The following is a 21,281-nucleotide window of genomic DNA, read 5'->3' on the forward strand; positions in this document are numbered from 1 at the left end:
ACCCTTGTTCCGCAAGCAAACCACCTCGGCCTCGCCTTGCACAGTCAGACCGAAAGCGCTCTAGCCTAAATAAGGGGCAGCGCATACAAGCGCATGCGCGCGTTGCGAAGAGCACCTTTGTCGCATATGGTCTGCAACGCGCTTACGCTCGTCTATGGCGATTGCAGTTTGCTGGTGTGTCGTGACGGGCGTTCGTGCTTCGGTGCTATAGATACAAACCGATCTTCAAGAATGCGACGGACGATCTGGTTAGCTGTTGAGGTGTTCGTCTTGGTAACCCTGCCCTTTACTATGGTTGCTTTTTCTGCGGGCTATTTTGATGGGCGAACAGCGGATGATTGATCAGCAAAACAGGTTGGGGCACTCAATGCATCAGGCTAGCGAATGGCCAGGTGATCGCACTTGATCGAAAGGAGCGGGAGGAGCGATTCACGGCTCCCGCTCAGTTGTGTTAGCTTGACTACTTTTTCCGACTCGGGATCACCGGCAGCGTCAGGTGGGATGGCCGTTCCGCGTCAAGGTAGATGGTATTGGTGGCAACCCGGCAAACAGGTGAACTGGCGTCCGGTTCACCGGTGTTGGGATTGATGTCAAAGCGTGGAAAATTACTACTTGAAATATCGATCCGAATCTTATGTTCTCGTTTGAATAGATTGCTGGTCGGAAAAGCGTCGATCTCGATGCGATACACTTCGCCCGGTTCCATTTGCATTGGACGTTCCCATGAATCGCGGTAGCGGGCGCGCAGGATGCCGTCCGTAATGTTCATTGCAAATCCTTCGGGAAAGTCTTCCTTGGCCGGATGGACATCGATCAGCTTGAAGGTGAAGTCGGTGTCCAAACAGTTCGATGAAACCCAGAGCGTTGCCTTGACCGGGCCTGTGACTTCTACATCCTCTTCCAGTGGTTCGGTCTCGAATACCAGTACGTCCGGGCGCTCGGCGAGTGTTCGGTAGGGGGGCTGTGAGCCGAATACCTTGGGACCCTCTCGCTGATCGAATGCGCCGCCGAACATCAGTGGTTCACCGGATGTCACCGCGCCGCCAACCGTCGGCATCGGATTGCGAGGATCAAAACGGTATGTCAGACTTGCGTCGTCATCGCTCGGTTTCTGTGTCGCTACCGACCTGTCTGCCCGCAGATAGTAAGGCGTCCAACACGTATCCGGAAGCGGCCAGTCGCTTTCCTCGCGCCAGTGACCGCCGTGCATCATCCGGCCATCGGCGTTCTTGAGACCACTGCCGCCGCCCATGACGAACAGCTTGACTCTCGGCACGGCTTCGCCATCCTTGCCGTCCTGTTTCAGGAAGCGGTCGAACCATTCAAGGCGCAGGTGCAGGTGATCCTTGGCGAGATTGCCGTCGATCACTGCCTCCGGCCCGAAATCAACATCGCCGGCGTAGGATAGGAAGCGATTTCCGTGAGTCCATGGACCCAGAATCAGGCAAACAGGTTTCTTTTTCAGCTTTGAAAGGCCGACATAGTTTTCCGTTGCAGTACGGGAGTACACGTCGTACCACGACGACATGATCACCATGGCTGCATCTGAAAACTTGTCATAGTAGCCTTCCGCGTATAGTCCGGGCTGCTTCCAGTATTCGTCGAATACACCGCGTTGCCACTGGTCGAACAGATAGTCTTCATATTCCGGAGCAAGGGTCAATGGCGAATTTCCCTGCCTCCAGAGATGCGTACGGTGCGCCCAGTCCTTGATGTCCACCGATTTAAGTGCGATAAGCTTTTCCTGGTCGGACTTGATCGCCGGGCTTTCGAGCGCGTACTTGAGCGCCCATGTCACTTGCTTGAGTTCGAAAGCGCCGCCTTGCCGGATTCCGCCTTGATAGGCATTTGAAAAGCCGCCGGAATCCATAAACATGGCGACAATGCCGGGCGCAGACAGACTTGCGAGTGCAGCCTGCGTATGGGCAGCGTACGACAATCCTTTCGTGCCAATGCGTCCGTTGCACCACGGCTGTTGAAGTATCCATGTGCAGGTGTCGTAGCCGTCGTCGCCTTCGCTGGTGTATTTGACAAACTCTCCTCCGGATTTATGTCTTCCACGGCAATCTTGATACACGACGACGTATCCCTGTCGTGCGAAGAAAGATGCCACCACATCGCGCTCCATCGGCACTTCCATGCCTACCGACCGTTCGCTGCGGCTACGGATATGTTTGCCGTAAGGAGTGCGTTCGAGGATGACAGGAAAAGGCCTATCGACGGCTTTACCGTTGCGAGAAGGAAAATAGACATCTGTAGCAAGATTGATGTTGTCGCGCGTGGGAACCATGATGTCGCGAACAATCGTGACGTCATACTCGCCGGGGGGGGAGTTTCCACCGGAATCGATTGATACAGTGCTGGAGTTTGGTGCGGAGTTTTCAGTTGCGAAGCGCTTGAGATTCAGCGTTGACATGGTTTTCCTTCTACGGACTTTACTTTTGTGTGCGCGAGCAGAACATGTTGAAAGCAGTGCGCTGGACACCCTTGGGTTGACTACAGGTCAAGCACTGACGGATGCAGTACGCGGAGGCACAGCAACGGATGTGACGGGGCAAAAGCGCGCGCTCTGGCTACTGCACCTGGTAGAGGTGCAGTAGCCATCTGCATCGATGTCGTCGGGAGCGGGGTGTTACTTGGCGCTGGTTTCCCGGATGTTCATGGCATGTGTGAAACCGTCGCTTCGTGGGGTGATGGCTAACCCTTTCTTGAATGCCCACGATGCCTTCACGTGAATCAGCGGAATGATTGCGCCATCCAGCAACGCTTTCTGTGCTGCGGTTTGTTGCAGACCCGTACGTGCTTTTTCGTCGAGCGTCACAGCCGCTTTTTCGATCAGGGAATCCACTTCCTTATTACTGTATTGGCCATAGTTGTTTGCGCCGAAGCCGCTCTTTGCATCCACGGTGTGGGCAATGGAAGATAGCGGTTGCAGGGAATCGCCAGTCACCGCGCCGGTACCCACCATGAAAAAGCTGAACTCCGACGCGCCGTTGTCACCCTTCGTCGCACGGCCGATGAAGACTGAATAGGGCATTGTCGAGAGCTCGACCTTCAAGCCGATCTGGTTGAGCGACTGCGCCACCGCTTCGCACATCTTCGCGTCATTGACGTAGCGGTCGTTGGTGCAGTGCATAGTCATTTTGAAGCCGTCCGCATATCCTGCTTCGGCCAGCAGTGATTTGGCCTTTTGAAGATCGAAAGGCGGAAGTTTGAGCGAAGGATCATAGCCAAAGAAGGTTTTCGGCACATACTGGTTTGCAGCTTCTCCGTCGCCTTTCATCAGGAATTTGATGATGCCGTCGCGATTGATTGCATGCATGATCGCCTGGCGAACCTTCAAGTCGCGGAGAGGGTTCTTCGGCAGCGGTGCGCCGGTATTGGATTTGATATAAGGGGAGTTGTCGCGGAAGTGGTCTAGTTGAATGTAGTTGAGCATGTAAGAGGTGGTCGATGCCATCTCGAATTTGCCGCCTTGTCCGAACGAATCCGCTACTTTCGATGTTGCGCCATCGATGAGGTCCACGGTTCCGGCCAGCAGCGCCGAAGCGCGGGCCGGATCACGGGCGAGAATCTGGAAAATAACGTTGTCCCACGGTTCCTTCGCGCCCCAGTAATTTGCGTTGCGTGTAAAAGTCACTCGCTGGCCGTGTTCCCAGGTGCCGAACTTGTAAGGACCTGTGCCGATTGCCGTGGCCCCTTTTGCAAAGCTTTCTTCCGGCACATCTGCGCCCAGTGACTTCGGAATGATGGCGATCAGGCTGAGATTGTCTGCAAGATTCGGCTGTGGACCGTTCGTCTTGATGCGGACCGTGAGGGGGCCGGCAACGTTGACCGATTCGATGCCCTTGAGATAGGTGCGGAAAGTTCGAGGGCCTTTGAGAGCGATTGCGCGTTCGATCGAATATTTGACATCGTCCGCGGTCAGTGTCGCGCCATTGTGGAAGGAGACGTTCGGACGCAGTTTAAATTCCCAGGTGGTCTGATCGACGGTGCTCCATGATACTGCCAGCGCCGGTTTTGGCCTGAGATTTTCGTCCTGCTCAACGAGGCCTTCGTAGATATGCGCCCAAAGGTTTCGATTGGCGCCGCTCAGGACGTGCGGGTCTGCGGAGGTGATATCGGACTTGAAGCCGATCTTCAGATCAGCCGCCACGGCTGGCAAACTGATCATACAGGCCGCTGCCATTGCTGCAATCAGGGCCTTGCCTTTCAATGTACTGCGCATTGTTTTCTCCTATCGGCGTTGGGTTGACGTATCATCTAACGATACAATATATCGAACAATGATACGACGTCAAATAGTTTTTTGTTATTTTCTGGCGGGTATATTCAGGAGGGCACGGCGGGGAGGGGAGCCCGGCGCGAAGCGCGCCGGACTGAGAAATGGTGTGTTTGATGCGGGAGGGGACGATCAGGCGATGGAGTCAGTCGTCGGAGACTCGGATGACGCCGATATCATTAACGACGCTTATTTTTGTTCCATAGGGATCTGAAAGCCGTTGCAATGTGTCGAGAATGCGTTTTGATGCGGTCGGCGAGGCGATATGTGGAATGCCGCGGTCCGCGTCGCGAGCGTTTTCCCAATGCATTTCAATTGGGTAGAGAAAAATCTCTTTGAGATTTCCGACCTTGTCGTATCGGTTGCGCGTGACGACGCTCTCGTACCAGACCCGCTCGCCAAACACACCTTTCACCCGTTTGTATTCCAGGAATTCCGCCTCGGTCATCGCATAGGGATCGATATGGCCTTTTTCAAACGCGTCACGGGTCAGCGGCTGCTGCGTATTTTCCATGAAGAAGAAATTCCCGAGTGAGTAAAAAATCGGTTTTTTCTTGTAGATTTCGATGCCGCGAAGTCGGTGAGGGCCGTGACCGATGAATGCGTCGGCTCCGTTGTCGATCGCCTGGCGGGCCAGTACCGGCAGGAAGTCCGGCGGAACGTCGCTATAGTTTCCCGGTTCATGGGTATGCATGGTGACAACCGAGAAGTCGGACGTCTGCTTCCCCTGGCGGATGTTGCGCAGTATTTCCATCAGGTCGTTTTCATGCATCGAGACGGTGAATTCCAGAGAATCACCAATATCCGGCTTCGCGCGGTACTGGGTACCAAATAGAGTAACAGTACCGGTCTTTTGATCGGAGGCCATGATCGACGCTCTCACCGAGCCCTTCGGTTGCGCGTCACGTATCGCTGCCAGTTGTTCCAGCTGGGATGGCGATACCAACACGTAGCGGGTGGTTCGCAATGCATTGACCCCCGGACGGCCGGGGATTTGCCCGAGCGGATCGGTCGCGCGGGACATCGCTTCAAAGCGGGAGGCAATGGATACCAGGGAGATGCGCCCGGCGGACGTGCTTAGAAATCTTGGCGCACGTGCTTCGGCAAGTGTTTCGCCCGTTCCGGCATGGACAATGCCGGCTTTTTCCAGCAGATCATCAGTCTGGCGCATGCCTTTTACACCCCAATCGGTGGTGTGATTGTTTGCACGGCCCAGCAGGTTGAAGCCCATCGCCTTGAGGTCTTGCGGAACACGTGGCGAGCTGATCAGCCATGAGCCGCCGGATTCGGCTTCGGGATAGCCGCCGAACTTGCGAAGATCGATAGCGGTGCTTTCGAAGTTGCCGAAAGTGACGTGCGCACTTTGAAGCAAGTCGATCAACTCGGGTGACTCCATTTTCAAGCGTGGCGACAATACGTCATCAATTACCAGGTCGCCCACCGCAACCAAGGTGAAGCCATCCGGCACGTTGGCGTCACGCCAGGAAGGCAGCAACTTCCCGTCAGGAGAAAAATTTGTGTTCGACTGTTGATTGTCCATCTGTTTCCCTTTGCAAAAAGACATGGTCGCCAGAAGCGACGAGCCCACGTACGCGCTTTATGTATCATTATATAATACCGTGTATTGTAGAGTGATACAAATATCGCCGCTCGAGGAAATTGGGTAAACGGTTGATAGCCACCGCCAGGCAGGGTATGCGTCGGGCAGCTTGCGTGGAAATGATCAAGAGAGAGAACAAGTCGGCTGCCGCTTTTGCACGGCCATCCGACATGCATCCAACCAAGCATGCCGCGTGCGACACCACATCGACGTTTGGTTGGATGTTTCCATTGGTGCGGCGCTATGGCCGGGTCATGTAAGTCGAAGTACCGGAGCCGGCAATGCAGATTGCGCAGCGCCGTCGGCTTTGAAACGGGCGACTGTTTGCGTCAGATGATTTGCCTGATCCTGCAAGGATTTCGCGGCCGCCGACGCTTCCTCGACCAGAGCGGCATTCTGTTGGGTAACCTGATCCATCTGGCTCATTGCCTGGTTCACCTGTTCGATACCGGTTTGCTGCTCAACGCTTGCGGACGCGATTTCGCTGATGATGCCGCTGACGCGCTGGATGCTCGCTACCACTTCCTCCATGGTCGAGCCGGCCTGATCGACAAGGCGTGCGCCCGTGCCGACTCTTTCAACGGAATCGCCAATCAGGGCCTTGATTTCCTTCGCAGCGGCGGCTGATCGCTGCGCCAACACGCGCACCTCTGCGGCCACCACGGCAAATCCTCTTCCTTGCTCGCCTGCGCGGGCTGCCTCTACAGCCGCGTTCAGCGCCAGAATGTTGGTCTGAAACGCGATGCCATCGATTACGCTGATGATGTCGACTATTTTCTTTGCTGATGCATCGATAGACTGCATCGTTGCAACCACTTCCGATACCACTGCCCCGCCCTTGACGGCGACATTGGATGCCGAGTTCGCGAGATCGCTCGCCCGGCGTGCACTTTCGGCATTTTGCTTGATGGTGCCGGTCAGTTCTTCCATCGAAGCGGCGGTTTGCTCAAGCGAGCTGGCCTGGTGTTCGGTACGCGCCGACAGATCGAAGTTGCCGGCGGCGATCTGGTGCGACCCGGTACTGACCGATTCGACTGCCGCCTTGATGGCTGCGACCGTGTCGGCCAATACCGCCTGCATCGACTTCATCGAATACAGCAGGCTTTGCTGATCATTATTCTTGACTGCGATGTCCATCGTCAGATCTCCCGATGCAATCTGACGAGTGATTTCGACTGCGTAATGCGGTTCCCCGCCGAGGTCGGTCAGCAGGCCGCGCACGATGACCGCAGCGACCAGCACGCTGGCGCCGAGCGATGCGGCAAGGATCAACATCAAGAGGAGGGTGGCGGATTCGATGCGCTCCTTTGCCATGCTTTCGTCTTCGGCAATACGCTTGGTGGTCAGCGTAACGACTTCGTCGACTGCCGCGCGATGGGTTGCATAGAAGGCCTTCAGACGCACCATTGCTGCGGCAACGCCAGCGTTGTCTGCTTTTTGCGCCGCCGGAATGAGTTCATCGAAGGCGGCTGCATAGAAAGCCATGGCCGGTTGATGCGCCTGGCGCAGGAAGATGTCGGAAAGGTTACTGTCGAGTTGCTCCTTCAACCAGAACTCGTGGCGGGTGTCGTAATCCGCTTTCAACGTCTTGAGTCGGGCGGCGAGTGCATCCTGCTCCGCCTTGTCGTCACTCGCCGCCAGCTGAAGGGTGACAAGATAGGATTCGATAATGTATTCCGGCGGAGGCAGGACATCTGCGATCAGGTCCTTGCCCTGCACGATGCGCTGGTAAACCGGACCATTGACCTTAAGATTGTTCAGCGTCATAAACGACCATGCGCCATAGATGACGAAGCCTAGTGAGAATAAACCTATCAAAATTCCGAAGCGATAGGAAAGTTTAAGACTTCGCAGTGCCTTCATATCGGTGTGCTCCGAGGCGTGAAAAAGCTATTATTTCTTCAAGCCAATATTTATATGCGAAATACGGGTGTTGCACAACGAAACACTGTATTAAATTTGAAGCGTGGCGGCGCGGAGACTTCCACAGGCGTTGTGGCGCATCTTTAGCGAACGATCGTGCTTTTCATCTTCAGACCTGCCGCTGTTCAAGCGGTAGACCGAGCGGTTGACTATTACAGGCTTGTGCGTTTGGTCGATACCCGCCGCCTTCACATCTGTCTGAACAGATGTGCGAACAAGCGGCTGACCGGAAGCGTTCTGGGATAGCCTCGCAGCCGGACGAAAAGCTTGCCGCTCTCGTCCCGCACTGCGGCTTCGATGCGGTGGGCATTCACTACCGTGCCGCGATGGATTTGCCAGAATTGCTTGTCGTCCAGCTGGGGGAGCAGTTCCTTGAGGCTGGTACGGATCAGGGATTCGTTATCAGCGGTGACGACGTTCACATATTTGTCGGTCGCTTCGAAATAGAGCACCTCCGTAACGGGGATCATCCGTACTTGATTGCCGACCGCTGCGCGTATGAAGCTCAATCGCTCGGAGTCGGCCGGAGCGGGAGGAACCAGTGAACGCAGCTGATTGACGATACGTGCGAGTTCCTGCCCGCGCTCCTTGGTTTGTCCGAGCCGCGCCTGCAGTCTTGACACCGTTTTTTCCAGGCGCGCGTCACTGATCGGTTTGAGTACGTAATCGGCGGCCGCATGCTCGAATGCCTGCAGCGCATATTCGTCATAGGCGGTGACGAACACGACCAGAGGGAAGGGCGTGCCGTCCGGCCAATCCTCCGCGAGTTCCTGTGCTGCTTCCAATCCCGTCTTGCCGGGCATCTTGATGTCGAGGAAGAGAATATCCGGTCGCAAGGCCAGCGCTTCACGGACGGCGGCGACGCCGTTTTCCGCCACGCCGCCGATATGCAAGGTCGGCCATAAGCGCTGCAGCGCCTGCACCAGCGCATAGGCCAGGACCGGTTCGTCTTCGGCGATCAATGCACGTACGGATGTGGTCGTCATAGCGGCAGGATGAATCGGGCGATGGCGCCCTCGGGATGATTGGGTGTCAGGGAGAACGAAGCGTTGCCGTTGTAGAGCGCTTGCAGCCGATCATGCAGGTTGGCCATGCCGACCCGGGTGCCGGAGGTGGCGCCGGCGTCGCGCAGGCCGAGACCGGTGTCGCGCACTGTCAGCATCAGCGCCGCGTTCTCCGTTACCGCCTGCACATCGATGTGGCCGCCCTCGATCTTCGGTTCAATGCCGTGCTTGATCGCGTTTTCGACCAGGGGTTGCAGCAGCATCGGCGGCAGCCTGCGATCGCGCAAATCATCAGGCAGATGCAGCGTGTACGACAGGCGGCCGCCGAGACGGACTTTCATCAAGCCCAAATAGGCTTCCATCAACGCGAATTCCTGTCCCAGCGTGGTCTGCTCCGCCCGCGATGACGACAGCGTGGCGCGAAGATAGAGAATCAACTGGTCGAGCATCTGCTGGGCGCGCGGCGGGTCGACCGCGATCAGTCCCTGCAGATTGGCTAGTGTGTTGAACAGCATGTGGGGTTCGATCTGTGCCTGCAGCAGTTGGAGCTGGGCCTGAAGAGCCTGCTTTTCGATGGCGGCGGCCCGTGCCTTTTCCACCTCGGCTTCCGCCTTCAGATAGGCGAGGGCGCTGCGGTTCCAGAAGAACCAGGTAATGAACAGGCTCACCAGCAGGGTCACGACGATGTAGCCGGCCGGATTCTGCTGATGCGCTCCAAAGAAGTAACTGGCCGGAATCCCGGTGAATTGCGCCGCGATCAGCTTTCCAAGTTGCTGCGCGGCCGGCAATCCCGCCACGACCAACAGAATGAACGGTATTTTCGGCGGCTTCCCCAATCCCCATAGCAGCAGCCGGCCGCCATCGACAAAGGTCACGGCCAGGATACCGATGCACATCGAGACCACCAGATTGACGACGAAACTGGTATGCACCCGCATCACATACGTAATGATGAGGGCGATGACCAAATTGAAGACAGCGGTAATCGCCATGTCGATGGCGAAGCGGCGCAGGCGTGGATAGGGGTGTCCTACCGATTCAGAAAACAGATTCATTCCGGGAGTGCGTCGAGCTGTCTTTTCATTTCCTTGTCGATCATGCGTCGCTTCCAGGCGGCCTTCGGGCCATGAAGAAATACCGCCAGCCCGTGGAATAGTAACCCGATTCCCCAACCCAATAATGGGAAGATGGCAAAAGGCCGGCCGGAGTCCTGCGCAATATTAAGAGCGATCAGCCCGGTATTTACGATCACATACACCGACAAGTGGGTGTAGAAACCGAGTTTGCGTTCCACCACCCGCTTGGCGTCCTGGTATTTGATTGATGTATCCATTTTCATCTCCTTAGATTAAACCGACCGAATGCCATACCAGGTATCCGAGGCGGCGCTGCGGCAGCAGCGTGAATGCGCCGGCGATCACAAGGCTGACATAGGTGGCCGTCATGCCGCGCCGGTGGGCGCTGATGTTGCCGTGCATGACGGCGTAGATTGACATGCCGAGACCGACGATCGTGATGACCGACAGAATATGGATCGGCGAAAATTCACCATTCCGACGGATCCAGAACGAGATAACGGCGGCGGCCAGCATCAGCGCAACCCAGGCGCGTCCGAACAGGCGATGCGTCCGGGTGCCTTTTTTCATCAGCAGGGCAGCGCCGCCCAGTACGACGGCCGCGATGGCGGCGGCGATGTGTGCGAGGATGACAGGGGTAAATTCCATGACGTGCTCCCGATAAGTGATTTGATGGGAACATTTTCGTCAGGCGCGAGGACGCACGACAGCAGATTGCGACGAAATGCCGGTTTTCAGCCGTGAAACGTTGCTGTTTCGGAGCGAGGGGATTGAGGTACCGGACTACCCGAGCCGGTAATTTGCGCGGTCTTGCGAGTAGTCTGTTAAAAACCGACTGCTTGGCCATCCCGCCGCGGGTCGCTGGCAACGACATAGCCGTCCTGCAATTTCCACGCAAATTGGGCGGCACCGAAATCCATGTAGCTGTCGGCAATCCGTTCGATTTTGTGTCCGCGTGCGAGCAATCCGGCAACCACATCCGCAGGGATGGTGGTTTCCATGTCGACGGATATGCCGGTATTCACTTTCCAGCGCGGGGCGTCGCAGGCGGCCTGAGGCTGCTGGTGATAGGACAACATGCGGACGATTGCCTGAAGGTGTCCCTGCGGCTGCATATTCCCGCCCATGACGCCAAAGCTCATCCGGGGCTGTCCGTCTTTGGTAAGGAAACCCGGGATGATGGTGTGGAACGGCCGCTTCCCTGGCGCAACACAATTGGGATGCGAGGGATCGAGCGAAAAGCCGTAACCGCGGTTTTGCAGGCTGATGCCGGTTCCCGGGACGACTACGCCGGAACCGAATCCCATGTAATTGGACTGGATAAAGCTCACCATCATGCCGCTTTCGTCGACGGCAGTGAGGTAGACCGTACCGCCTTTCGGTGGCGTGCCATGCTGAAACTCCCCGGCACGGCGCATATCGATCTGCTTCGCCCGGTCGGCCAGATAGCCATCGTCAAGCAAGTGGGCGGCGGTCACTGTAGTCATATAGCGGCTGTCGGTGACCCATTGATAGGTATCGGCAAACGCGAGTTTCATCGCTTCGATCTGCAAATGCAGGCTGTCGGCGGAGTCGACCGGGTAGCGTGTCACATCAAGCTGCTCCACAATGCCCAGCGCCATCAGCGCCGCGATGCCTTGGCCGTTGGGCGGTATTTCATGCAAGGTATGGCCGGCATAATCCTTCTGTAGCGGCTCGACCCATTCCGGCGCATAACCCGACAAGTCATCCAGCGCCATCACGGCGCCGTTGTGCCTGGCGTCCCTGACGATCGCTTCCGCCAGCTCGCCACGGTAGAAATCGTCACCGTGACTTTCTGCAATGCGCGTCAGTGTCCGGGCCGCATCCTCGAACCGAAACAACTCGCCGACCAGGGGCGCTCTTTCATGGGGCATGAAGGTCTGGGCGAAGCCGGGTTGTTTTTTGAGCAGGGGCACCGCCGCGCTCCATTTGTGCTGCACGATGGGCGTCACCATGTGGCCGCGCGCCGCCAATTCGATGGCCGGTTCCAGCAGGTCGGCGAACGGCAGTTTGCCGAATTTGTCCGAGAGCGCCACCCAGCCGGCAATGACGCCCGGCACGGTGACCGCATCCCAGCCGCGATGCGGTATCTTGCCGCCGTGCTTGCGGTTGAAATAGTCCGGCGTCCATGCGGCGGGCGCGGGACCGGAGGCGTTCAGGCCGTGTAATCGTTCGCCGTCCCACAGGATGGCGAACGCATCGCCGCCAAGTCCGCACGATACCGGCTCGACGATGACCAGCGCCGCCGCGGCGGCAATTGCCGCATCGACCGCGTTGCCGCCCTTGATCAGCATGCGCAGGCCGGCCTGGGCTGCCAGCGGCTGGGACGTGGACACGACATTGCGTGCGAAAAGCGGCGTACGGATCGAAGGATAGGGGTTGGTCCAGTTGAAATCAGGCATGGCGGTGTTGCCTTTCGTGTGGGTTCGACTTGGATCGATCAAAGCAAACGACAGACCTGTCCGCGCCGGAATGCGGCAGGCGGCAGCACCCCGGGCAGGATCAGACGACGCCTTTGCCGCGCAATTGGCCGATTTCTTCCTCCCCCATCCCGAGGACCTCGCGCAGCACATCCTCGGTGTGCTGCCCCAGCAGCGGCGGCGGCAGGTCATACGACGGCGGCGTCACCGACATTTTCATCGGGCTGCCGACCAGTTTTACCTTGCCGGCGGTTGGATGCGGCAGGTCCACCTGCATGTTTCGCGCCGTCACCTGCGGGTTGACGAATACCCCGTCGAGATTGTTGATCGGACCGCAGGGCACGCCTGCCGATTCCAGCAGGTCGATCCATTCCTGCTTGGTTTTCGTCTTCACCATTTCCGCCAGCAAGGGCACCAGCACGTCGCGATGGCGCACCCGCATCGGGTTGGTTGCAAACCGTTCATCCTCGGCCAGGTCGGGCCGGCCGCCGGCGCCAACAAACTTGCGGTACTGCCCGTCGTTGCCGACCGCCACGATGATGTGGCCGTCGGATGTCGGGAAGGTCTGGTAGGGAACGATGTTGGGATGCGCATTGCCCCAGCGCTTCGGAGGATTGCCGCTGGCGAGATAGTTGGTGTTCATGTTGGCGAGCATGGCGACCTGCACGTCGAGCAGCGCCATGTCGATGTACTGGCCTTCGCCGGTCCGGTCGCGGTGGGCCAGCGCCGCCATCACTGCGATGGTGGCGTACATGCCGGTCATCAGGTCGGAAATGGCGACGCCCGCTTTCTGCGGCCCGCCGCCCGGCATGTCGTCGCGCTCGCCGGTGATGGACATGAAGCCGCCCATGCCCTGGATGATGAAATCGTAGCCGGCACGCTGCGCATAGGGGCCGTCCTGGCCGAAGCCGGTGACCGAGCAGTAAATCAGGTCCGGCTTTTCTTTCCTTAATGATTCATAGTCCAGGCCGTATTTCTTTAACTGTCCGACCTTGTAGTTTTCCAGGATGACATCCGACTGCCTTGCCAGCCGGCGCACGATGTCCTGGCCTTCCGGGCTGGCGATGTCCACGGTAACGGAACGCTTGCCGCGGTTGGCGGCGAGGTAATAAGCCGCTTCGGTGGTGTCGTTGCCCTGTTCGTCGCGCAGGTAGGGAGGTCCCCAGGACCGGGTATCGTCACCGGCGCCCGGCCGCTCGATCTTGATCACATCGGCGCCGAGATCGGCCAGGTTTTGCGCACACCACGGTCCGGCGAGGACGCGGGTCAGGTCAAGGACACGCAGGTGTCCCAATGCTTTTTTCAGGGGTGAGTCGGCCATGGGTCGGTTACCGGTGTAGTGGTGGAAGGAGGGGAAACGCTCGCCGATTTTAACCCTGTCAAACAGGAAGTGCTTTGATGTCATCCCGATCCACGCGATCGCCGCTTCCGATTAGACTATGTCCCATTGTTAATAACGGCGAATCATCATGTGGCCTTATCCGAAAATCATTTCGCACCGCGGCGGCGGCACCCTTGCTCCTGAGAATACGCTCGCGGCAATGCGTTGCGGCATGCAGTATGGATTCCGTGCCGTTGAATTCGACGTCATGCTGTCCGGGGATGGCATTCCAGTGCTGATGCACGATCCGCAATTCGGGCGGACGGTTCCAGGCAGGGGCAGGGTAGCGGATACGCTGGCGAAGGATTTGGCAGTGATGGACGCAGGCGCCTGGCTGGACAGCCGGTTCGCCGGCGAACCGGTGCCGACGTTCGAAGAGGTGGTGCGGTACTGCAGGCAGAACGGGATATGGATGAACGTGGAAATCAAACCGTCCCCCGGCGCCGATGAACAGACCGGTCATGTCGTTGCGGAAACCACGGCCCGCCTGTTTGCCGATGAACTCGCTGCGCACGCCGGCCCGGCGGACCTTCCGCTTTTCTCGTCATTTTCGTTTGATGCGTTGGCGGCCGCACGCCAGTCCGCGCCCGGCATCCCGCGAGGCTATCTTGTCGACACCATCCCGGACGACTGGCTTGCGCGCTTGCAGGCGCTCGACGCATGCGCCTTGCATACCAACCACAAGAACCTCACCTCCACGCAGGCAAGCGCCGTCAAGACGGCCGGGTATGGCTTGTTTTGTTATACGGTCAATGATCCGGCACGCGCACAGGAAATATTGCGGTGGGGTGTCGATGCGTTCTGCACCGACCGGATTGACCTGATCGGCCCGGGTTTCGGCGTGTAGCCGGCTCTCTTCACGCTGAAATGCAGGCGTTCCACGATTTACGTCTCGCCGCGGTTGACGAAAAAGCAACGTCCGACCCGCTCCGGAGAACGGGGATCTGCCAGCCGTCCGGCAGGCTTCATAGGGGGCTTATCACGTATAATCAACGGTTTGCATGCTTGCCATTTTTCCTCCATCGACCATGAACTCGTCTGAAATCCGCGATAAATTCCTGAAGTTTTTTGAATCCAAGGGCCACACGATTGTCGCGTCCAGCCCGGTCGTTCCCGGCGACGACCCCACGCTGCTGTTCACCAACGCCGGCATGAACCAGTTCAAGGATGTTTTCCTCGGCTTCGACAAGCGTCCTTACACCCGTGCGACCACATCGCAGAAATGCATCCGCGCCGGCGGCAAGCACAATGACCTGGAAAACGTCGGCTACACCGCGCGTCATCACACCTTCTTCGAAATGCTGGGCAACTTCAGCTTCGGCGACTACTTCAAGCATGACGCGATCCAGTACGCATGGGAATTGCTGACGGAAGTCTTCAAGCTGCCGAAGGAAAAACTGTGGGTCACCGTGTACGCGGAAGACGACGAGGCCTACGAGATCTGGAACAAGACGGTCGGCGTGCCGGCCGAGCGCATCGTGCGTATCGGCGACAACAAGGGCGCACGCTATGCATCCGACAACTTCTGGATGATGGGTGACACCGGTCCCTGCGGCCCCTGCACCGAAATCTTTTACGATCACGGCCCTGACGTGCCAGGCGGTCCGCCAGGCTCGCCGGACGAAGACGGCGACCGCTATGTTGAAATCTGGAACAACGTCTTCATGCAGTTCAACCGCGACGAAGCGGGCGTCATGCATAAGCTGCCCAAGCCGAGCGTCGATACCGGCATGGGCCTGGAACGCATCACCAAGGTGATGCAGGGCGTGAATTCCAACTATGAGATCGATCTGTTCGTGAATCTGCTCGCTGCCGCGAGGAAGGCGGTCGATGCGGTCGGCGCAAGCGGGTACGATGTGAATTCGCCTTCGTTGAAGGTGATTGCCGACCATATCCGCGCCTGCACATTCATCGTGGTCGATGGCGTCATCCCGAGCAACGCCGGTCGCGGCTACGTGCTGCGTCGCATCGCCCGCCGCGCAATCCGTCACGGCTACAAGCTCGGCGCGCGCAAGCCGTTTTTCCATTCGCTGGTGCCGGCGCTCGTCGCCGAAATGGGCAACGCCTATCCCGAACTGCGCCAGAACGAAAAGCGCGCGACCGAAGTGCTGAAGCAGGAAGAAGAAGCCTTCTTCCGCACCATCGCCAACGGCATGGAAATCCTCGACCGGGCGCTTGCGTCGGGTGCAAAGCAGATCGACGGCGATACCGCATTCAAGCTGCATGACACCTATGGTTTCCCGGTTGACCTGACCGCCGATGTCTGCCGCGAGCGCGGCGTGACGGTGGATGAGGCGCGATTCAACGTGCTGCTCGGCGAACAGCGTCAGCGCGCACGCGAGGCCGGCAAGTTCAAGATGGCGCAAGGCCTGGAATACAGTGGCAGCGCCACCACGTTCCACGGCTATGAAAAGCTGATTCACGATACCGCCCGTGTCACCGCGATCTATGTCGACGGTACCGCGGTGGAGCAGGCCAATTCCGGCGACGACGCGGTCGTGGTGCTGGACCATACGCCGTTCTACGCCGAGAGCGGTGGCCAGGTCGGCGACACCGGCGAGTTGCGCAATGCCGCCACGCGCTTTCTGGTCGAGGACACGCTGAAGATCCAGGCCGACGTATTCGGCCATCATGGGCGTATCGTTGAAGGCACGATCAAGGTTGGCGATGTGATGAACGCCAACGTTGACGCGGAAAAGCGCGCCAAGACTGTTCGCAACCACAGCGCCACCCACCTGATGCACAAGGCGTTGCGCGAAGTTCTCGGCCCCCATGTGCAGCAGAAGGGTTCGCTGGTCAATGCCGATCGGACACGCTTCGACTTCGCACACAACGGTCCTCTTACAGACGAACAGATCCGCAAGGTGGAAGCGATCGTCAATGCGGAGATTCTCGCCAACCATCCCACGCAGGCTCGCGTGATGGCAATCGAGGAAGCACAAAAGTCGGGTGCGATGATGCTGTTCGGCGAGAAATACGGCGACGAGGTGCGGGTGCTGGACATCGGCAGCAGCCGCGAGCTTTGCGGCGGCACCCACGTGCAGCGTACCGGCGACATTGGCCTGTTCAAGGTGGTTGCCGAAGGCGGCGTGGCTGCCGGCGTGCGCCGTATCGAAGCGATCACCGGCGACAACGCGTTGGCCTATCTGCAGTCCCTGGAATCGACCGTTAACCAGGTGGCCGGCACGCTGAAGGCGTCGCCGTCGGAAATCTCCGCCCGTATCGGCGGCATGCTCGAACAGGTCAGAGCGCTGGAGAAGGAGCTCGCCGCAGCCAAGGGCAAGCTCGCTTCCGCTCAGGGCGACGAACTGCTGGCTGAAGCGGTCGACGTCAATGGCATCAAGGTGCTGGCAGCAACGCTGAACGGCGCCGACGTGGCGACGTTGCGCTCCACCATGGACAAGCTCCGCGACAAGCTGAAAACCGCAGCGATCGTGCTGGCAGCCGTCAATGACGGCAAGGTCAGCCTGATCGCCGGTGTTACCGCCGACGCCACATCGAAGGTGAAGGCCGGAGAACTGGTGAACTTCGTCGCCCAGCAGGTTGGCGGCAAGGGTGGCGGCAGGCCCGATATGGCACAGGCCGGGGGCACCGACCCGACCGGACTGCCGAAGGCGCTCGGCGGCGTAGCTGGCTGGGTGCGCGAGCGCGCATAACTCTGACCTGAGCGGGAGTACCTGCATGGACTATCGATATTGCCCAATGTGTGCCGCCCCTCTGGTCGAGCGGGCGGATGCGGGTGAAGGCGGCAAGGTCCGCCTCGCCTGCCCGGATGGTCACTGGACGCATTGGGACAACCCGCTGCCGGTCCTTGCGGCGCTGGTGGAAGTCGAGGGCCGTATTCTGCTGGCGCGCAACGCGGCCTGGCCGGAAAAGGTATTCGCGCTCATTACCGGATTCATGGAGCGGGGCGAGACGCCTGAGCAGGGAATCGCCCGCGAGCTCAAGGAAGAAACCAATCTGGATGCCGATGAAGTCAGTCTCATCGGCGTCTATGAATTCATCCGCAAAAATGAATTGATCATCGCCTATCATGTAAAAGCATCCGGCGAGATCCGGTTGTCGGAGGAACTGGTTGATTACCGACTGGTCGCGCCGGAAAAGCTGCGGCCATGGCGGGCCGGAACCGGTTATGCGATGGCCGACTGGATGCGCGCCCGCGGCTTGCCGGTGGAATTTCTCGACTGGCCGGCCTCCTGAATTCCGTTCTCCTTGTTGCGACGCACCAATGCGATCCGCTTTGGGGTAGAATCGCTCGCTCCACTAGCGTTGCTTCTTTTCGGGAACACCAATATGGAATTTGATAAAGAGCTTGACGCACGCGGCCTGCATTGCCCGCTGCCGATTCTGAAGGCCAAGAAGGCGCTCGCGGAAATGACGAGCGGCCAGATATTGCGAGTCGTGGCAACCGACAAAGGCTCGGTGCGTGATTTCCAGGCTTTCTCCAAGCAAACCGGCAATGAGCTTCTCTCCCACAGCGCCGACGAGCGCGAGTTCATCTTCTTCATGAAACGCAAGTAAAGTCGTCCGACTTTCCGGCCCGCCAGCACCATGTTTTGTGCTAGTGCAATGCGCATCGAAATAAATGCCGCATGCTCGCCAAGGCATTGAATTTAGATCCTTTTCTCCAATTGATTTTTCGCTTTTTACATCAATTTAGTGCATACTCTCTACCGTTAAAAAGAACGATCGTGCTAAATTTTGGCATGCTTGCAGAATCTCTCATATAATCCCTGTCTTATTTACGTTTACGTCAATCTTTTTCCAAAGGCACAGCTATGAAAGTCTTGGTTCCTGTCAAACGCGTGGTGGACTACAACGTTAAGGTTCGCGTCAAATCCGACGGATCGGGCGTTGACATCGCCAACGTGAAAATGTCGATGAATCCATTCGACGAAATCGCGGTGGAAGAAGCAACCCGCTTGAAAGAAGGCGGCAAAGTGACCGAAGTGGTCGCTGTTTCCTGCGGCGTGACACAGTGCCAGGAAACCCTGCGTACCGCGATGGCGATCGGCGCCGACCGCGGTATTTTGGTCGAAACCGACGCCGAGCTGCAGCCTTTGGCAGTGGCGAAACTGTTGAAAGCGCTGGCCGACAAGGAACAGCCGCAACTCATCATCCTCGGCAAGCAGGCAATCGATGACGATTGCAACCAGACCGGCCAGATGCTGGCTGCGCTGCTGGGCTGGCCGCAAGCCACCTTCGCCTCCAAGGTCGTCATCGAAGACGGCAAGGCCACAGTGACACGAGAAGTCGACGGCGGTCTTGAAACCCTGTCCCTGCAATTGCCTGCGATCGTCACCACCGACCTGCGCCTGAATGAACCGCGTTACGTGACATTGCCGAACATCATGAAAGCGAAAAAGAAGACGCTGGACGTGGTCAAGCCCGCCGATCTGGGCGTCGATGTCGCGCCGCGCCTGAAGACACTGAAGGTTTCCGAGCCGCCGAAACGCTCCGCAGGCATCACCGTGCCGGACGTTGCGACACTGGTCAACAAGCTCAAGAACGAAGCGAAAGTCATTTAAGCATTTTTTGAGCGGCGCGACGGCTTTGCCGCGCGGGCTCATCAACCTACAGGAAAAATCATGACCGCACTTGTAATTGCAGAACACGACAACGCTTCGCTCAAGGGAAGCACACTGAATACCGTTACGGCCGCGACCCAATGCGGCGGCGATGTCCACATCCTGGTGACTGGCCAGAATTGCGGCGGTGCTGCGGAAGCCGCTTCCCGCATCGCAGGCGTGACCAAGGTCCTGGTTGTTGACGCAGCGCAGTTCGCCGACGGCCTCGCGGAAAACGTCGCCGAGCAGGTACTGGCGCTGGCCAGCGGATATTCGCACATCCTCGCGCCTGCCACCGCATTCGGCAAGAATGCGTTGCCACGCGTCGCTGCGAAGCTTGACGTCGGCCAGATTTCCGAAATCACCAAAGTCGTTTCCCCCGATACCTTCGAGCGTCCGATCTACGCCGGCAATGCGATTGCAACAGTGCAATCGGCCGATCCGGTCAAGGTCATCACCGTGCGCACCACCGGTTTTGACGCTGCAGCGACCGGCGGATCTGCGGCAGTCGAGACCGTGACTCCGGTCGGCGACTCCGGCAAATCCGCATTTGTCTCCCGCGAGATCGCCAAGTCCGACCGCCCGGAACTCACCGCCGCCAAGATCATCGTGTCCGGCGGACGTGGCATGGGCTCCGGCGATGCGTTCAAGATCCTCGAGCCGCTCGCCGACAAGCTTGGTGCCGCCATGGGCGCATCGCGCGCCGCGGTCGACGCGGGCTACGTTCCGAACGACTGGCAGGTTGGCCAGACTGGCAAGGTCGTGGCACCCCAGCTGTACATCGCGGTCGGTATCTCTGGCGCGATCCAGCACCTCGCCGGCATGAAGGATTCGAAGACCATTGTCGCTATCAACAAGGATCCGGAAGCACCGATCTTCTCGGTGGCGGATTACGGCATCGTCGGCGACCTGTTCGAGCTGGTGCCGCAACTGGTTAACGAGCTGGGTTGATCCGGCCTGAAGCCGCCTGGAATAGAACTAAAGTTAAATCGTTGTAGATGGAAGGCAGGACCATTCGTGGTCCTGCCTCTTTTCTGGAGCCTTGAATGAGCTATGTCGCCCCGTTGAAAGATATGCTGTTCGTCATAAACGAACTGGCCGGACTGTCCAAAGTGAATGCCTTGCCCGGCTGCGAAGATGCCAGCCCGGAGACGGTGGAGGCGGTTCTGGAAGAAAACGCAAAGTTCTGTGCCGAAGTGGTGGCGCCGCTCAATTTCACGGGCGACAAGGAACCCAGCTTTTGGCATGACGGCAACGTCACGACCAGCAAGGGTTTCAAGGAAGCGTTCAAGGCATTTGGCGAAGCGGGATGGCAGGGCGTGCAACATCCGGTCGAATTCGGCGGACAAGGCTTGCCCAAGCTGGTAGCGACTCCCTGCATCGAAATGCTGAATTCAGCCAACCTGTCGTTTGCCCTGTGTCCATTGCTCACCGACGGCGCGATCGAAGCTTTGATGACCGCAGGGACCGATGCACAGAAGCAGATTTATCTCGCCAACCTGATCTCCGGCAAGTGGACCGGCACCATGAACCTGACCGAACCGCAGGCCGGCTCCGATCTGTCGCTGGTGCGTACCCGCGCGGTGCCTCAGGGTGACGGTACCTACAAGATTTTCGGCACCAAGATCTATATCACCTACGGCGAGCATGACATGGCGGAAAACATCATCCACCTCGTGCTCGCCCGTACACCAAACGCACCAGAAGGCGTGAAGGGCATTTCTCTATTCATCGTACCGAAATTTCTGGTCAACGCCGATGGATCGCTCGGAGCGCGCAATGACGCGCACTGCGTCTCGATCGAACACAAGCTCGGCATCAAGGCGAGCCCGACGGCGGTCCTGCAATTCGGCGACCACGGCGGCGCGATCGGCACGCTGGTCGGAGAGGAAAACCGTGGCCTGGAATACATGTTCATCATGATGAATGCAGCCCGTTTCGCCGTCGGAATGCAGGGCGTTGGCGTTGCCGAGCGTGCCTATCAGAAGGCGGTGCAATACGCGAAGG

Annotated in this window: 17 protein-coding genes; 7 read left to right on the forward strand and 10 right to left on the reverse strand. The window is 58.4% G+C overall.

The genetic code is table 11. The features are described from left to right. Nucleotides 1-460 precede the first annotated feature (460 nt). The 10 genes from VGU61_RS00525 to VGU61_RS00570 all read right to left on the reverse strand — a co-directional run bounded on the left by VGU61_RS00525 (nt 461) and on the right by VGU61_RS00570 (nt 13,647). Complete coding sequence (locus VGU61_RS00525; RefSeq protein WP_326857139.1) at nt 461-2,416, reverse strand: CocE/NonD family hydrolase; 1,956 nt, start codon at nt 2,414-2,416, stop codon at nt 461-463. Nucleotides 2,417-2,632: 216 nt separating this feature from the next. Next, nucleotides 2,633-4,216 carry an ABC transporter substrate-binding protein gene (locus VGU61_RS00530; protein WP_326857140.1) on the reverse strand — a complete coding sequence of 528 codons (1,584 nt, stop codon included), beginning with the start codon at nt 4,214-4,216 and terminating at the stop codon, nt 2,633-2,635. A 211-nt stretch (nt 4,217-4,427) separates the two neighbouring features. After that, the gene (locus VGU61_RS00535; protein WP_326857141.1) at nt 4,428-5,870 is read right to left on the reverse strand and encodes a CapA family protein; all 1,443 of its coding nucleotides are present in this window, start codon (nt 5,868-5,870) and stop codon (nt 4,428-4,430) included. 264 nt (nt 5,871-6,134) lie between these two features. Then, nucleotides 6,135-7,649, reverse strand: a complete 1,515-nt coding sequence (locus VGU61_RS00540) for a methyl-accepting chemotaxis protein (protein WP_326857142.1) — start codon at nt 7,647-7,649, stop codon at nt 6,135-6,137. A gap of 344 nt (nt 7,650-7,993) precedes the next feature. Beyond that, nucleotides 7,994-8,791, reverse strand: coding sequence for a LytTR family DNA-binding domain-containing protein (locus VGU61_RS00545; RefSeq protein ID WP_326857143.1), 798 nt, complete (start codon nt 8,789-8,791; stop codon nt 7,994-7,996). Next, a complete protein-coding gene (locus VGU61_RS00550) occupies nt 8,788-9,864 on the reverse strand; it encodes a sensor histidine kinase (protein ID WP_326857144.1) in 1,077 nt (358 codons plus the stop codon). Before VGU61_RS00550 ends, VGU61_RS00545 begins: the two co-directional genes overlap by 4 nt. After that, nucleotides 9,861-10,142, reverse strand: coding sequence for a 2TM domain-containing protein (locus VGU61_RS00555; protein ID WP_326857145.1), 282 nt, complete (start codon nt 10,140-10,142; stop codon nt 9,861-9,863). The genes VGU61_RS00550 and VGU61_RS00555 overlap by 4 nt, the downstream gene beginning before the upstream one ends. Nucleotides 10,143-10,152: 10 nt before the next feature. Continuing rightward, nucleotides 10,153-10,533, reverse strand: coding sequence for a DUF2306 domain-containing protein (locus tag VGU61_RS00560; RefSeq protein WP_326857146.1), 381 nt, complete (start codon nt 10,531-10,533; stop codon nt 10,153-10,155). A 176-nt stretch (nt 10,534-10,709) separates the two neighbouring features. Next, the gene (locus tag VGU61_RS00565) at nt 10,710-12,308 is read right to left on the reverse strand and encodes a gamma-glutamyltransferase family protein (protein WP_326857147.1); all 1,599 of its coding nucleotides are present in this window, start codon (nt 12,306-12,308) and stop codon (nt 10,710-10,712) included. Nucleotides 12,309-12,408: 100 nt separating this feature from the next. Then, the gene (locus VGU61_RS00570; RefSeq protein WP_326857148.1) at nt 12,409-13,647 is read right to left on the reverse strand and encodes a CaiB/BaiF CoA-transferase family protein; all 1,239 of its coding nucleotides are present in this window, start codon (nt 13,645-13,647) and stop codon (nt 12,409-12,411) included. Between the two features lie 148 nt (nt 13,648-13,795). Between VGU61_RS00570 and ugpQ the strand changes: the two genes are divergently transcribed. From ugpQ to VGU61_RS00605, 7 genes are all read left to right on the forward strand, one after another. Then, complete coding sequence (ugpQ, locus tag VGU61_RS00575; RefSeq protein WP_326857149.1) at nt 13,796-14,554, forward strand: glycerophosphodiester phosphodiesterase; 759 nt, start codon at nt 13,796-13,798, stop codon at nt 14,552-14,554. 181 nt (nt 14,555-14,735) lie between these two features. After that, nucleotides 14,736-17,363, forward strand: coding sequence for an alanine--tRNA ligase (gene alaS, locus VGU61_RS00580; RefSeq protein ID WP_326857150.1), 2,628 nt, complete (start codon nt 14,736-14,738; stop codon nt 17,361-17,363). 25 nt (nt 17,364-17,388) lie between these two features. Further along, on the forward strand, nt 17,389-17,907 hold the full coding sequence (locus tag VGU61_RS00585; RefSeq protein WP_326857151.1) for an NUDIX domain-containing protein: 519 nt from the start codon (nt 17,389-17,391) through the stop codon (nt 17,905-17,907). A 93-nt stretch (nt 17,908-18,000) separates the two neighbouring features. Continuing rightward, nucleotides 18,001-18,228 (forward strand): sulfurtransferase TusA family protein, encoded by a 228-nt coding sequence (locus tag VGU61_RS00590; RefSeq protein WP_326857152.1) that lies wholly within the window; start codon nt 18,001-18,003, stop codon nt 18,226-18,228. A gap of 257 nt (nt 18,229-18,485) precedes the next feature. Next, nucleotides 18,486-19,235, forward strand: coding sequence for an electron transfer flavoprotein subunit beta/FixA family protein (locus VGU61_RS00595; RefSeq protein ID WP_326857153.1), 750 nt, complete (start codon nt 18,486-18,488; stop codon nt 19,233-19,235). 60 nt (nt 19,236-19,295) lie between these two features. After that, nucleotides 19,296-20,225 carry an electron transfer flavoprotein subunit alpha/FixB family protein gene (locus VGU61_RS00600; RefSeq protein WP_326857154.1) on the forward strand — a complete coding sequence of 310 codons (930 nt, stop codon included), beginning with the start codon at nt 19,296-19,298 and terminating at the stop codon, nt 20,223-20,225. Nucleotides 20,226-20,320: 95 nt separating this feature from the next. Next, nucleotides 20,321-21,281 (forward strand): acyl-CoA dehydrogenase family protein (locus VGU61_RS00605; protein WP_326857155.1); only part of this gene is annotated, 961 nt, incomplete at its 3' end.

It is taken from the genome of Noviherbaspirillum sp., from assembly GCF_035944575.1.
In the GTDB taxonomy this organism is placed as follows: domain Bacteria; phylum Pseudomonadota; class Gammaproteobacteria; order Burkholderiales; family Burkholderiaceae_D; genus Noviherbaspirillum.